The organism is Chryseobacterium sp. UF-290, from assembly GCF_058245615.1.
Map to the genome: position 1 here is coordinate 19800 of NZ_JBSICB010000013.1, position 16245 is coordinate 36044.

General features: G+C 36.6%; 10 protein-coding genes. 9 read left to right on the forward strand and 1 reads right to left on the reverse strand.

Features of this window, described 5'->3' with window-relative positions:
- Positions 1 to 49: 49 nt before the first annotated feature.
- Positions 50 to 1033, reverse strand: a complete 984-nt coding sequence (locus tag AC4IF5_RS15030) for a D-alanine--D-alanine ligase (protein ID WP_490735873.1) — start codon at positions 1031 to 1033, stop codon at positions 50 to 52.
- Between the two features lie 156 nt (positions 1034 to 1189).
- On the opposite strand from AC4IF5_RS15030, the gene AC4IF5_RS15035 reads away from it, so the two are divergent.
- The 9 genes from AC4IF5_RS15035 to murI all read left to right on the forward strand — a co-directional run bounded on the left by AC4IF5_RS15035 (position 1190) and on the right by murI (position 16202).
- Positions 1190 to 2293 (forward strand): PASTA domain-containing protein, encoded by a 1104-nt coding sequence (locus AC4IF5_RS15035; RefSeq protein ID WP_490735875.1) that lies wholly within the window; start codon positions 1190 to 1192, stop codon positions 2291 to 2293.
- 73 nt (positions 2294 to 2366) lie between these two features.
- On the forward strand, positions 2367 to 3440 hold the full coding sequence (locus AC4IF5_RS15040) for an RluA family pseudouridine synthase (protein ID WP_490735877.1): 1074 nt from the start codon (positions 2367 to 2369) through the stop codon (positions 3438 to 3440).
- 51 nt (positions 3441 to 3491) lie between these two features.
- Complete coding sequence (locus AC4IF5_RS15045) at positions 3492 to 4442, forward strand: PorP/SprF family type IX secretion system membrane protein (RefSeq protein ID WP_236857374.1); 951 nt, start codon at positions 3492 to 3494, stop codon at positions 4440 to 4442.
- A 50-nt stretch (positions 4443 to 4492) separates the two neighbouring features.
- Positions 4493 to 5617 (forward strand): radical SAM family heme chaperone HemW, encoded by a 1125-nt coding sequence (gene hemW, locus AC4IF5_RS15050; RefSeq protein WP_490735879.1) that lies wholly within the window; start codon positions 4493 to 4495, stop codon positions 5615 to 5617.
- A 784-nt stretch (positions 5618 to 6401) separates the two neighbouring features.
- Positions 6402 to 7358 carry a hypothetical protein gene (locus tag AC4IF5_RS15055; RefSeq protein WP_490735881.1) on the forward strand — a complete coding sequence of 319 codons (957 nt, stop codon included), beginning with the start codon at positions 6402 to 6404 and terminating at the stop codon, positions 7356 to 7358.
- Positions 7359 to 7363: 5 nt separating this feature from the next.
- Positions 7364 to 7846, forward strand: a complete 483-nt coding sequence (locus tag AC4IF5_RS15060) for a T9SS type A sorting domain-containing protein (RefSeq protein ID WP_490735883.1) — start codon at positions 7364 to 7366, stop codon at positions 7844 to 7846.
- Between the two features lie 95 nt (positions 7847 to 7941).
- Complete coding sequence (locus tag AC4IF5_RS15065; RefSeq protein ID WP_490735885.1) at positions 7942 to 14613, forward strand: SpvB/TcaC N-terminal domain-containing protein; 6672 nt, start codon at positions 7942 to 7944, stop codon at positions 14611 to 14613.
- Between the two features lies 1 nt (position 14614).
- Positions 14615 to 15121, forward strand: coding sequence for a hypothetical protein (locus AC4IF5_RS15070; RefSeq protein WP_490735887.1), 507 nt, complete (start codon positions 14615 to 14617; stop codon positions 15119 to 15121).
- A gap of 250 nt (positions 15122 to 15371) precedes the next feature.
- A complete protein-coding gene (murI, locus tag AC4IF5_RS15075; RefSeq protein WP_490735889.1) occupies positions 15372 to 16202 on the forward strand; it encodes a glutamate racemase in 831 nt (276 codons plus the stop codon).
- Positions 16203 to 16245: the final 43 nt, after the last annotated feature.

Sequence of the window (16245 nt, forward strand, 5' to 3'; positions counted from 1 at the left end):
TGGGTTTATCCCATCTCTAACTTCTAATCTCTAATCTCTAACTTCTAATTTATTTATTAAGCGCTTTTTCAACTTCATTTCCACAAAGATCCATAATGGAAATTCCATAGTGTCTTGCCTGCTGAGGCAAAATACTTGCAGGGGAGAATCCTGGATTGGTATTCATTTCAAGCATGTAAGGAATTCCGTCCATTAGAATATATTCGCTTCGTGAAAAACCACTCATACCCAATGAATCGTATGCTCTTTTTGCAATTTCTTCCACTCTTTTTGTGGTTTCTTCATCAATTCTGGCAGGGGTAATTTCCTCTGAGGCTCCTTCGTATTTAGCTTCATAATCAAAAAATTCATTGGTAGGAACGATTTCTGTGATTCCCAATACAATAGTTTCTCCTTTGAAGTCGATAACGCCTACGGAAACTTCCATACCGTTCAGGAAACTTTCAATAAGGATTTCATCATCTTCCCTGAATGCCATTTCAGTGGCGGCGATCAGTTCAGATTTTTCTTTCACCTTTGAAATTCCCAGCGAAGATCCGGACTGGTTAGGCTTTACGAAGAGCGGAAGATTAAGCTCTGCTACGATCTCATCAACATTGATGGCTTCCCCTTTTCTTAAATAGATACTTTTAGCGGAAGGGATCCCATATTTTGATAATACGGCGAGCGTATCTTTTTTATTGAAGGTAAGGGCGCTCTGGTAGAAACCACAACCTGTGTATTTCTGTCCTATCGCATCCCAGTATGCCTGCAGAATACCATTTTCACCAGGAGTTCCGTGGATGATATTGAAGCATACGTCAAACTTTAATGTTTCGCCATTATCTAAGATAACAGAAAAATCCCCTCTGTTGATTTCATATTTTTTATCATTTTCACCTAAAAAATACCATTCATCTTTAAGGATTACTACTTTATATACATCATAGAGATTTCTGTCTAAAGAATCATAAATCAACTGTCCGCTTTTTAAAGAAACTACATATTCATCAGAATAGCCTCCCATTACTACGGCAACACTTTTTTTGTTCATAACCATATAGTATCAATTAAGGCAAATTTAATCATTTTATGTAATGCAATAAGGGAAATCGGGAAATTTTAAAATCAAAAGTGAATTGTGTTAAATAAAAAGCCCATTCTAAAATTATTAGCTATATTTGCCGTTATAATTAAAGTATTTTTAAGTATGCTTAAATCACTTTTCAATTGGAAAGTTTTACTGAATTTAGTAATAGCCATCGGTGTTTTTGTGGGGTTGGTATGGCTCACATTTCGCTGGTTGGAGTACCATACTAATCACGGTCAGGAAATACCTGTTCCCAACGTTGTCAATAAATCTGTACATGATGCTGTTAAAATATTAGATGATACAGGTTTGGAATATGAAGTAGACAGTGCCAATTATGATCCTAAATACAGACCATTTCAGGTTCTACAGATCTATCCTGCGCCAGGTTCCCGTGTAAAGGACGGAAGAACGGTGCGTCTTAAAGTAAATCCCAGAACATGGGCTCAGATCGCTGTTCCTGATGTTATCAATAAATATTCCGGACTGGCATTCCAGAGATTGGATCAGGTAGGTCTTAAGATCGGGGATACCATTTATGAACCGAGTATTCAGAAAGATGCGCTTTTAAGAATTTTATATAAAGGAAATGCTGTAAGTCCGGGTGCCCGTTTACCCAGATTCTCCGTTATTGATGTAGTGGTTGGATCAGGGCCGATGAGAAATATCTCCATTCCTAATGTAGTGGGGCTTTCCGTAAAGGAAGCGAGAGTCGTTATTGCCAAGAGTATGTTTGAAGTAGGACTGGTAGAGCATGAAGACGGAAGTAAGGATGAATCTGATATCATTTATTATCAGGATCCAGCAGCAGGAGATGTGCGTGACCAGGGAATGCAGATCGACCTGTGGGCAAGTAAGCGGACTCCTGCAGAGCTCAGAGCTAAGGTGGAGCAGCTGAATTCTATCTATCGTATGAAGGTAGACACTTCTTTGCCACCTGTACGATATGAAGAGGTTCACAGTGAACCAATCTATGAGGCACCGGTTGCCCCTGCTCCGGTACCTAAAAGGGAAACTCCAAAAGTGGAGATGCCAAAGACTGAAGCTCCTAAGGTTCAGACTACATCCCCTAAACCGGCAGGTTCGGGAACAGAGAAAACAGAGAAGCCTAAAACTTCTACAGGTAATACTTCCACAGGAAGCACTGCCAAGCCGGCTGCTTCGACAACGACAACACAACAGCCTGCTCAAAAGCCAAAAGCTAAGAAAGTAGTCGTGGAATAAGACCATCTTAATAATAAAAATACAGGCTTCAACTTCAAAATGTTGAAGCCTTTTGTGTAAAAAATATAAAACAATGTCAGAAGATAACGAAGATTTTTTAGATGAAGAATTATTAGAATCCAACAGTATTGAAAATATCGATATTGATGAGGAAAATAAGGGACTATATGAGCATCTGAACATCACTGTTGACAATAAGCAGGAGCCATTAAGAATTGATAAATTCCTTTTAATATACAGACAGAACTCTTCAAGGAATAAAATTTCCCAGACCTGCAGGGCTGGAAACGTTATAGTCAATGGAGCTGCAGTAAAGCAGAACTACCGTGTGAAGCCCGGAGATCAGATATCAGTCTTACTTACGCATCCACCTAGAGAAAATGTGATTATCCCTCAGGACATTCCTGTCAATATCATATATGAAGATGATGATCTGGTGGTTGTAGATAAAGAAGCCGGAATGGTTGTACATCCCGGATTCGGAAACTGGGACGGAACACTGGTCAATGCGTTGGCCTATCACTTTGAAAAGAATGGTGAAAAGTCTGACCTTGATAGGGTAGGGCTTGTTCACAGGATCGATAAAGATACTTCAGGACTTCTGGTGATCGCCAAGAATGAATATGCACTGAGCTTTCTTGCCAAGCAGTTCTTCAACAGAACGACAAAAAGACTGTATTGGGCTTTTGTCTGGGGAAATCTTCAGGAAGATGAAGGAACGATCAGAGGACATATCGGAAGACATCCTAAGAACAGGATGCAGATGTCCGTATATGAAGACGGCAGCCAGGGAAAACATGCGGTGACCCATTATAAGGTATTGGAGCGTTTCAAATATATGACCTGGGTAGAGTGTAAGCTTGAAACAGGGCGAACGCATCAGATCAGGGCTCACTTCAGACATATCGGGCATACCTTGTTCAATGATGAAAGATACGAGGGACATACGCCTTTAAGGGGCGTGAATCTTCCCAAATATAAGCAGTTCATTAAAAATGTTTTTGAAATTCTGCCCAGACATGCTCTTCATGCCCATACCCTGGGATTTATACATCCCACGACAAAAAAGGAATTATATTTTGAGAGCCCAATGCCCAAAGATATGGCGGATGCTGTAAAAAAATGGAGAAATTATTTGGAAAACTAAAAATATATTGAGAATTTTTTTATATTTGTTGAATTGAAATCAAGATTTGTTATGAGAAAACTATATGCTATCGTATGTTTAGCTCTTTTGTCAAATGCATACAAAGCACAAGAATCACTACCATACTATCAGCAATATCTTTTGGATGGTGAGTTCCTGTTCAACCCAGCTCAATACGGAAAAACAGATTACGTACAGCTCAACGCCAATTATCAACAACAATTTTCAAAATTCAGTAATTCTCCGAATGTACAGTCAATCGGGATTAATGCGAATATCTTTGATAGAGTAGGTGCTGGTATTTCCGTATTCAGAGACAGTAACGGGCCTATTTCTGCAGGGGGTATTACGGCTGGTGCTTCATATTTTATTCCTTTAAGCAGTGAAGGAGACCGAAAAGACCAATTCTCTTTCGGTACAAGTGTTAACTTTTATAACATGAATTTTGATTATTCAAAGATCAATACTGAGGAAGGAGGGGATCCGTTATTAAGAGGAGAAGAAAGTAACATCTTCATGGTGTATGCCAACTTCGGTTTGGCTGCTACGTACAGAGGCCTTTTCGGGGGTGTTTCCGTAAACGATATCGCATTAAGTAATGATGCTTCTATCGTAAACAACTACGAGCCTTCACCAATCAAATTCTTCTTAAACTTAGGGTATAACTGGAATATTGCTGATAATATTACGTTAGCACCGTCAGCATTGATCAACCTGAATACAAACTCAACGAGAATGATCGACTGGAACCTTATGGCTACATTCTCTAATGATATCAATGCATTCTCTTTTGGGGTAAGCTACAGAACGGTTCAGAACAGATTTGACAACCAGAACCTGAGCATCTCGCCAATTGTAAAAGTGAGATTCAATAAATTTATGATCGGAGCTACTTACAACCTTGGGATATCTGATATTCAGAGCTATGGAGGAAATAGCTTCATGATCGGCCTTGGTTATAACTTCGATAACTTTATTAATGTTAGAGGATTTAGATATTAATCAATTTAATTTAAATAAATTTGAGCTCTGATTTTTTCAGAGCTTTTTTTATGATATATATTCACATTCCGTTCTGTAAACAAAAGTGCAGTTATTGTAATTTCCATTTTTCAACGTCTTTGAATTTTAAAGATGAAATGCTTAGTGCCATGAAGGCTGAGATTATGCTCCGGAAAGATGAGTTACAGAACAGAACGCTGAAGTCGCTTTATTTTGGTGGAGGAACTCCTTCCATCCTTTCTGTGGATGAAATTAATTCTTTAATGGATGAGGTTTTGAGATATTTCAGTTTTGAAAAAGATATTGAGATCACTCTTGAAGCCAATCCGGATGACCTGGATAAAAACTTTTTAAAACAGCTGGCGGGAACTCCTGTAAACAGGCTTTCAATAGGTACACAAAGTTTTTTTGAGGAGGATTTAAAGCTGATGAACCGTGCCCACAGTGCATCAGAAGCAGAAAGCTCTATCAAACGGGCTCAGGATTACGGGTTTGAAAACCTGAGTATTGATCTTATTTATGGTTCGCCTACATCCAATCTTGAGATCTGGAAAGAAAACCTGAACAAAAGCATAGCGCTGGAGGTTCCGCATATTTCTTCTTATGCTTTGACCGTGGAGCCGAAAACAGCTTTAGAAAACTGGATTTCAAAAGGGAAAGTGAAAAGCCCCAGAGAAGAGGAGCAGAACAGAGAATTCTACTATCTTTCAGATTTTTTGAAGGGTCATGGTTTTGAGCACTACGAAGTATCAAACTTTGCCAAACCTGGATTCTATTCCCGGCATAATTCTGCTTATTGGAAGTACCAGGAATATTTGGGAATAGGACCTTCGGCACATTCTTATAACGGATTTGATATCAGAAGCTGGAATGTTGCCAATAATCAACAATACATTAAAAAGCTTAATGATAAGCTGCTGGCAAAAGAAGAAGAAATCCTTTCCCAGGAAGATCAGTTCAATGAAATGATCATGATCGGCTTACGTACTATTTGGGGAGTGGATCTTGAAAGCTTAAAGAATAAATTTTCAGATAAGGTGTTGGAGCATTTTCAGAGAGAAATAAAACCTAAGATGCAAGAAGGTATTCTCATCATTGAAAATGACCATTTAAAAATTCCTGAGAAGCATTGGTTTATGGCTGATGGAATTGCTTCTGATTTGTTTATGGTATAGTGTTTTTAGTGTATATTTGAAGATAGCCTTTTAATAAAAACTAAAAACAAACCATGGGACGAAACTTATTTTTCATTTTTTCAGTATCTTTCATTTTTCTCAAAAGCCGAAACCAGAATAAATCCTGATCAGATTTCAGATTGATGACCCATTAAGCATAACTCTTGGTGATGGCAAAAGAATAAGTGCGTGTAAAGAAGTTATCAATGATAATAAGACAAGCGAAAAATTGTTTTCTTCTTATCAGGAGAAAGAAAGCCTGTACTTATGATCTTATTATCCGAAATAACAAAAAAGAAGCAATTACTATTGACATAAAAGATCAGATCCCTCTTAAGTAAAAAGATGAATCAGTTAAGATAGAATTTATTCAGACTGATAATGCAATTTTGATAAAATATCAGGGAAGATAGTAGGCATTGCTGCACTTTATTGATAGGGCAATTTAGCACTGTAAATGCTGGTAGAAATCTAATTATTAGTAAGTTGTTATTAAAATTTATTAAATAATTCTTCTGAATGTGACTCTAAAATAATACTTTTGCAAAAAACGTAATAACATGAAAACAGATCATCTCTATTAACACCTTAGATGTCCTGTATAATTATAGATCTTGACAGGAAATCATTAAAAAATACATCTTTATACGTCATGTCCTGTTGCTTCAACAGTATACTTTTGCATATTATGTGTGTTAGGTTGTAAATCTACATTATGTAATTTTAGTAATAAGGTGGGAGATGTTTAAAAACATAAAAATTAAACAATTTTAAACGTTAAATAATGACTCGATTTTTATTTATTTTATTTCTTATTCATTTTGGGCTAATTCATTCCCAGACTTTTTCAAGTTTCACAACTACCGGAACTCAAGCTCAGTACGTACCTGTAAGCTTTCGATCAGTAACAGGAGATGGTGGGAATAAGACTTTTTTTATTTCCAGACCAAGTATTCATGAAGGAAGAGATTGGTTAGCCCATGGTATTGTTTCAATAACCGGTATTGGTAATGGTTGGGGATCAAGAGGTAACGGATTACGTGTTGATAATTTTTCATTTGGATTTGAAACTCCGTCCAGTACTTCTAAGGAAATAGGCTTTGTAGGAAGGATTCTTGCTGCAAATGCAAATAATGATATTATTGTTTATTTGAGAGGAGGAACTCTGTACTATTATACTGGTGCAGAAATAATATCAAATACAGGATCTTATCAGGATGCTGCAGGATTAAGTCTTTCTTCAGTGTCGATTAATGACCCTTTGTATAATCTTCCCAAAGGAATCTATTATGGCAGTTTTGATATCAATGCGAAAACTTCTAACTTCTCTGTATTGGATAATGGAAATATGGGACTTGGGGTAAGCAATCCAACCAATAAGTTGGATGTAAATGGTATGGTTCATGCGAAAGAAGTCAAAGTAGATTTACAGAATTGGCCGGATTATGTTTTTGAAAATGGATATAAGCTAAATTCATTGGACGAAATAGAAAAGTATATTATGCAAAAAGGACATCTTCCTAATATTCCATCTGCAGAAGAAGTAGCTGAAAAAGGAATTAATCTGGGTGAGATGAATGCTAAGCTTTTGGAAAAAATAGAAGAACTTACTCTTTATTCAATCGAACAAAATAAACAGATTAAACAGCTTCAGGATGAAAATGAGGTTTTGAAAGTCCAATCTGCAAAAATTGAAAAATTGGAACAGCAGGTTCAACAGTTCTTATCACAAAAAAAATAATGCAAATGAAAAGAAAATTACTTTCCATATTTTCTCTGTTGATAGGATTTTTAGGTTTTTCCCAAACCGAAGTCTATTTCAAATATGATGAAGCAGGAAACCAAAGATACAGAGGTCCTGATGCAGCAGGGAAGAAAGCCTCTGAAGAGCTTATTACAGAAAAAGCTGGGGAACAGGCAAAAACCACAGCTATTGTCAACCAAGTGCCTGCCATTGATGAAAAGATGTTCTGGAAGCAGATCAGGCTCTATCCGGTTCCGGTGAATGATTACCTTACCATAGACTGGACTGAAGAAGTAGATGGGTTGATAGAATCCGTTTCACTTTACCAGCATAGCACAGTCCACTGGAAATTCCAGCAACAGAATATTCCAGCACTCAATCGTCAAGTCAAAATCAATATGACCGGATATGATTGGGGAGTTTATATTCTCCGTTTTACTTTAAAAGATGGAAGAGTCTTTGGTAGAAATGTTACAAAAAGATAGATTTAGAGGAGCTTTTTAAAAATAAAAGTATTGGATAATTATTCTGTACTCTAGATATTATTTCTAATTTATTAAACATCATTATAAATACTAAAATGAAATTTTTTTCATCATTGATACTGTCGTTGTGCTCAGTGTTGGGTTTTTCACAGACTATACTGTATCAGGCAGAAACGGTATCCCGGACGGTTCAGGATCCACAGACAGTGGTACTGGCTCAGGGGTTCCATGCTAAAGCAGAGGTTTCAAATCCCTTTGTAGCAAAAATTGGTCCTGCTACGGAGAATCCGGGTGGAGGGCCTACTGATTCGAATGCAGGAGCTGGTAATCCAAGTGGTACGACAGTTCCTGTAGGCAAGAGTTTCCACGATACAAAAGGAAATATAGAAGTTGCCGGTGGAGGCCAATTACAATTTACTTTACCTATTGCTTTACCACCAGGAGTTAAAAGTGTAGCTCCTCAAATAAACCTTGTGTATTCCAGTGATTCAGGAAATGGAATTGCTGGTTATGGCTGGAGTTTATCAGGCATAACATCTATTTCTAGAACAGGAAAAAATATCGAAAAAGATGGAGAAGTAAAAAGTATTCAGATTGATTTTTCTGATTATTATAGCTTTAACGGGGATAGATTAATCCTGAAATCCGGTGAATACGGAAAGGACGGAGCTGAATATATTACAGAAAAATACTCCAATATCAAAATCAAGTCATTTGGGACTATGTCTAACTGGAAGCAGCCGCAATATTGGCAGGTAACCTTTGAAGACGGTTCCCAAGCCTGGTACGGAGGAACGGAGTCCAATTGGAATAATGCTGCCAACCGCCTGGGATTTAGTATCGTAAAATGGATGGATGCTCAGGGAAATGTGATCAATTATACCTATGATCAGCAAGAGAATATCAGTATTATTAAATCCATTACCTGGGGAGGAAATGAGAAACTGGGAACAGCTTCTTTCAATGAAATTCTATTCGATTATAATGACAGAAACATTCCGGAAAGTTCCTATATCAACGGTCCCGGGACTTTGTTCACCCAAACCAAGATTTTAAAAGATATTATCGTAAAAACGAACGGACAGATTTTTAAGAAATATGTACCGGAATATTTTACTGATTCTACAGGATATCAATACGTCAAAAAAATTACTGAATCTAATTCTCAAGGCGAATCAGCTAACCCTGTTGTATTTGATTATCCTGCTCAAAACCCAACATCTATCAGTGGCTGGAATATAGACAGCCAGGCTTTATTTGATAAGGTTAAATTTACCGGAGACTTTAACGGTGATGCTTACCTTGATTTTGTAATGATGGATGGAACTATAAAGTTAGGGGTTTTTAATGATGACTTTAATGTTGTTCAGACCAATAAGATCTTTAATTCCACTTCTGTTGTTGTTAACACATTCCTGGATGAAACAGGAAAGGTAGTTAATGGTAATGGAGTTGCAGAATATGCAGGTGGTAAACTCTCTGTATACGCTTTCAGAAATAATACTTTTGTGAAAGTTTTTGAAAAATTGGTTTATGATGAATCTGATTGTACGAAAAGTAGCCCTCCACCTGCAGGCTGTCGTGTTACAGCAAAATTAAATGAAGGAGATGTGAATGGAGATGGAATTTCTGATATTTTTGTTACTATAGAAAGAGAGGAATGCCAATGGGAACAAGATCCTAACTGCGTGAATAAGGAAGTGTCTAATGATACTGCTAACCGTCCTCCTCTGTGTAGTGTACTGAACTGCTACACTTTTCTGGGAGGGAACTTTATTGTGGATTTAAAGAATCAAAATAATCCTTTAGCCACCTATACTTTAGATATCGGAATTAATGAAAGCTCATATACGGACCAAAAGTATATGGATGTAGATAATGATGGAAAAATAGATATTATCAATGTATCCAATACAGCCTATACAATTTTTGAATTTGCAAAAACAGCATCCAATCAGTATCTGAAGAAAATTAAGTTTACCGGAAATCTTGAAGAAACTAAAGGAAATGGATTTCCTGTATTATTCGGAGATTTCAACGGAGATGGAAAACTTGATTTTACGCTGCCTCTTACTGAAGGAAAAGTAGGTAAAGATGATTGGAAATTTTACTTAGGAACAGGAAAAAGTTTTAATACAGCTTTTAAGCCTGACTTCTTAACATATAAAAATGAGTCTAGTCAAGTTAATGGGGCTTGGTTAAGATATAGCAGAACAATGTATTCCATTTCTGACCTCAATGCGGATGGTAAATCAGATATTGTTCAGGTTTGGTCTTATTCCAATAAATTAAATGATACTTCCAGAACAATAGGAGTTACCGTAAACGGATTAATCTCGAAAGGATCTCCTACTTTTGGAGCCATAGATTTTCAAACCCAGAATATCTACACCTTTCCGACTCCGCCTCAGTTTACCATAGTTCAGCCTTATGACGATCTTTCCATTTACCAGCCGATAACCAATGTGATAAGATCTAATAATAACTATTATAACGTTTTCTTATTCAGAAAAGATAATGTACTTAAAATAAAGGCTCCTACAGGAGTAGATGAATTAAAAAGAATACAGTCAATCACTCAGGGAGGAACCACTACATCTGTTAGATATTTGGAAATCGTTCCTGATAATACAGTTAATCCTAGTTTTTATAAGAATACAAAAAGCGAGCTATATCCTTATTTCTCTTTAAACAGAATAGACAGAGGGTATGCTGTATCTCAGCTACAGCAGGAAGGAAGAAAACAGGATTTCCGATACAGAGGAATGACGGTACACATGCAGGGAAGAGGAATGATAGGTTACTATCAAACCGCTCGTTCTTCATGGTATGCAGATGGATTTGAAAATGCCAAAATCTGGTCAGGTGCAGAGATTGATATTGAAAATGAAGGACTTCCGGCAAAAGAATGGTCAATACGAACAAATGACGAAAGTAAAATCTTCCCGAGTGATATTTCTGAAAATAACACTCAGCTTTTAAGTTTTAAATCTACTATCTACCAAACGGATAAATTATTAAATAATCAGGTAGTAACTTCTGTTTCTGATGCGGACAAACCAAAAGTTGTAACAGCTATTGTTCCGAAGACCACCAGAACCAAGGACTTTTTAACAAACATTGTTACAACCAGTACCATTACCTATGGAGAGTATTATCTTCCTGGTCAGACTGTTTCTAATGTTAACAATGGTTATGGTATTACAACCTCTACGTCTGAATATACCCATAACATTTCAGGGGTTGGATCAGATTATTTTGTTGGACGCCTGAAATCTAAAACAAATATCATTCAGGCTTATGGTGATGTCAAATCTGCCAAGGAAGAATATAGCTATGAAAATAACCTGTTAAAAACCCTAAAAACCTGGAATCGCGACAATACAGGTTATCTGCAGGAAACCTATACTTATGATGGTTTTGGGAATATTACCAAAAAGATAATCGATAATAGTCTGGATGCTCAAGTTAAAACAACCCAATCGGTATATGATCCAAAAGGGCGATTCGTGGTGAAGAAAACAGATCATCTGGGACTGGAAACCAATATCGAATACAGTGATTGGGGACAGATCAAAAAGCAAATTGACGTATTAGGAAATACGATTGTTAACACATACGATGAGTGGGGTAAATTGTTAACCTCTAAGGCTAATTTAGGAGGAACAACTACTTATCACTATGAAAGGGATAATAATTCCAATATTTTTATTACTCAGTACAATCCTGATGGTAATATCACCAAGAAATACACTAACAGGCTAGGACAAGAATATAAAACATCTACCAAAGCCTTTGGACAGGGACAGTTTGTTTCCAAAGATATACAATATGATGTTCTAGGAAGAAAGATTAATGAAAGTGAGCTATATTTTGAAGGACAAAGTGTGAATCAGTGGAACAGTATAGCGTATGATGATTCCGTATTTCCGGCCAAAGTAAAAGCCACTGCGTTTAACGGTAAACAAACGGAAACCACTGTTTCCGGCCTGACAGTAACTATAACGGAAATAAATCCTGCGGATTATGGAAGGACAACCTCTAAAACCACTGATGCATTGGGGAATGTGATTTCTTCAAAAGATAAAGGAGGAATTATTACATTCTCTTATAACGCAGCGGGAGAGCAGATCAAGGCACAGTATGCAGAAAATGCTGTAATCACCAAGTATGACTCATGGGGAAGAAAATCAGAATATAATGATCCCTCAAACGGAATATATAAATATGAATATAATGGTTTCGGACAACCAAAGAGAACCGTAAGCCCAAAAGGAATAAAGGAGTATATCTACAATGATTTAGGTCAGCTAATTTCCCAAAAAGAGCTTTCGACTACAGATGGAGGACAGGCTACCAATAAAAACATTTCCTATACTTATGATAATAAAGGTAGAGTCATTTCCAAAACAGGGACATCAAAGGGTAAAAGCTATAGTTCCAACGTGGTGTATGACCCTCAGGGAAGACTGCTTTCATCCTCTGAAAGTAGCAATGACAAATACTTTATTAAGAAAGGTATCACTTATGATGATAAAGGAAAGGTGATCTCTTATGAAAAGCAGCTGTACTCTTCAGGTGTAATAACCAAGGTAAATATTGAGAATGTTTACAATGCATGGAGTGGAGATCTTTATCAGGTAAAAGATAAAAATTCCGGAAAAATATTGTGGCAGCTTCAGACAACGAATGCCAAAGGACAAGTATTACAAGCCAAACTGGGAGCTGTTAATATTAATAATACCTATGGTGCTAATGGTTTTTTAGCAAGTGTTAATCATTCTTCTGCTGTAAAGCCAGGTATTCTTCAGCTTACTTATTCATTTGATGCGATCAAAAATGAGCTTAAAAGCAGAACTACCGGTGGAGATTTTAATATTGTAGAATCCTTTGATTATGATAATGATAATAGACTGGTCAATTGGACTAATGCGGTAACTGGAGTTAAAGTACAGAATGCTCTCCTCAATGTTTATGATGATAAAGGAAGAATCCTGGAAAATGATCAGGTAGGAAAAATAAAATATGAAAATCCTGCAAAAATCTACCAGGCGACAGGAATGACTCTGAATGCCGCTGGAATTCAGAATTATAATAATGACCTGATCCAGAGCATCGCTTACAATGAAAATAATGACCCTGTGTTTATTGATGGTATGAAAGGGGATGTTTCATTCCAGTATGGCCTTACCAGCATGAGGCAGCAAGTGAGCTATGGTGGTAACTTTGATCCGGACCAGGAAGGTAAATTTACAAAATACTATAGCGAAGATGGAAGCTTTGAGGTCCTTAAAGATAATGTAACAGGCAAGGAAAAGCATATTTTATATATAGGAGGAACTCCTTACGAGAGTGATATTGTCTATATAAAGAACTATACAGAGAGCAGTGGAACTTATAAGTTTTTGCATAAGGATTATTTAGGCAGTATTTTAGCTATCAGTGACGATGCAGGAAATAAGCTGGAACAGAGACACTTCGATGCATGGGGGAACTTTACCCATCTTCAGATTGGAAGCGGAGCTATTATTACAGATAAAAATATTATCAACAATACTCCATTATGGTTAGACAGAGGATATACCGGTCATGAGCATTTTGCAGAAGTAGGTATCATCCATATGAATGGAAGACTGTATGATCCTCTTTTAAGAAGATTTTTAAATGCAGATGAAAACATTCAGGATATTTACAATACGCAGAACTATAATAAATATGGATATGTACTGAATAATCCTTTAATGTTCAATGATCCGACTGGAGAATTTGCGTTTGCTCCTTTTATTGCTCTTATAGCAAAAGCGGCATTCTCTGCGATTGCTATAACGGCTGCTACCTATACTGCCACAGCATTGATAAAAGGGAATTGGTCGGTCAATGGATTCTTCAGATCTATTTCTTCTGCAGCGATTACCGGAATGATCAGTGGAGCATTGTCTTTTGGAATAGGGACCCTGTTTCAGGTGGCAAGCATTGCTAAAGCATTGGGACCTGTGGGAGTCGTGATTGGACGTGCCGGAGCACATGCCATAAGCATGGGAGTTATTTCTACTTTTAGTGGAGGAAGCTTTTGGAGTGGTGCAGCAAGTGGTGCATTTGCCAGTTTAACAGGAGATTTATTAAAAGCTCCTAGTGACGCTCTTTTTGACTTTAATCCTCTAAGAAGTGATACAGGAATCATATTGACAGGTGCTATTTCTGGTGGAGTAGGCTCTGTTCTTGCCGGAGGCAACTTTTGGCAAGGTGCAATGAATGGCTTCTTTGTAGCTGGCTTTAATCATGTGATGCATAGAATGGAAGGAGAGTGGGGATCCGCTAAAAGACGTCTTACGGATGATGAAATAGAATTGCTAGGTAAAAATTATCCGACTTATGATAAATATCCGGATGCACTTTCTGTATATAAAGAAGTTGGAGGTGCACTTTATGAAGAATATCTAAAAGATCCTTCTAAGTATACAAATACTTGTGCAATTAGGATGAGTGTAGCATTTGAAAAGTCTAATATTAATATAGGTGGTGATTACAATGGAATAAACGGGAAAAAATATTATACTTCTGCCACTAGATTTTATGAAGCAATAAATGCAAGATTTATTTCGTTTAATGGGGGACCTGATATGTCACAATTTGGTGTTGTTGTACAATTTTTGGATCAATATAAGCCAGAAGGAAAAGTTTATCATGTAGATATCGTATTTAGAAATAATGGCAATCCAAGATTGGGAAATAGATATTATGAGAAGCACTATAATAAATTTTATTAAAATGAAATATCCACGTTATATTCTCGCCTTTCCGATATTATGCATGCTGATTTATTGTGCTTGCGGTACAAAAGGTATAAAAGAAGAGGATAAAAAGAAAATCGAAATATTATTATCCAAGCATAAAAGGTATGCCTTTATTGATTTTTATGAAAAATCCATTAAACAGGAGGAAAAGAAATACCAGATAAAAAAATGTGATTCATTATTTGATTTGTCTTCTACTGAATTAGCTCAAGAAGATTGTCTATTTATGGACTTTTACTCAAAAGAACACCCTTCATATATAGATGATAATTATAATAAAATGATTAATAGGTGGTTAAAAAAGGACTATCCTCCTGAGATGCCAACGGATAATCCCAATATCAAGACAACAATGACATTCAAAAAGGCATTAGACTTTTATGAAAGTGCAGATTTAAATAAATATATAGACTCTTTAAGGACTTTATTTTATAAAAAGTACGAAGAACGCAAATTAGAAAGTATAAACTGTATTAAATAATTTGTAGTCTAGATATTCTATTTGTTAGAGGTATTACAGAGATATTTAATAAAAGAGAATAATGTAATTTCAATAAACAAATTGACAAATAAACCGTCTCAACAATTGAGACGGTTATTTGTTTAGATATAGATAGGGATGATGGTTTACTACGCTATATATTTCGATACAAATCCCCAAAATATTTTCAATCAGTAATCTTCATTAAGTATCCAATTATTCATTATTTTTGTATAAAATTTCAACTCATTTGAAAACTAAAAAACAGGATTATTCCCATCTTTCACCCAGCCAGCCTATCGGTATTTTCGACAGCGGGGTAGGAGGTCTTACCGTTGCCAAAGAAATCAAGAGACTCCTTCCCTGTGAAGATCTCATCTATTTTGGAGATACAAAGCATCTTCCCTATGGCGAGAAATCTAAGGAAGCCATTATTGAGTATTCTACAAAAATCACCAACTTCCTGCTGGAGCAGAACTGTAAAGCCATTGTAATCGCCTGTAACACGGCAACAGCGAACGCCCTGAATGAAGTGATGCAGTCAGTTGCCGGCAGAGTTCCTGTAATCGATGTAATTAATCCGGTTGCTGAAAAAGTATCTTACGAAATACACAATAACGTGGGAGTAATTGCGACCAAAGCAACAGTGAATTCCGGACTATACAAGAAAAGTATACGCAAGCATAATAAGTGGATCAAAGTGGATGAGCTGGCAACTCCATTGCTGGTTCCTGCGATTGAGGAAGGATTCAAGAATCATCCGATCACCCATGCTATCATCTACAATTATCTGAGCAATAATAAATTAAAGAATATTGAAACACTGATCCTGGGCTGTACACATTATCCTCTTTTGATTGATGAGATCAAGCAGTATTACGGAAACAGGGTCCGTGTTATCGATTCACCCAATATTGTCACCAATCACCTGAAAATCATTCTGGATAAATACAACCTTTTAAATGATAACAATCCTAAGCCGAATTATCATTTCTATCTTTCGGATCTTACCAAGAATTTTGAGAAGATCTCAAAGAAATTCTTCGGAAAGACAATTGATCTGGAATTAAAAGTATTATAAATAAAAGCTGTTTCCCCTGAAACAGCTTTTTGTATTTTATCTC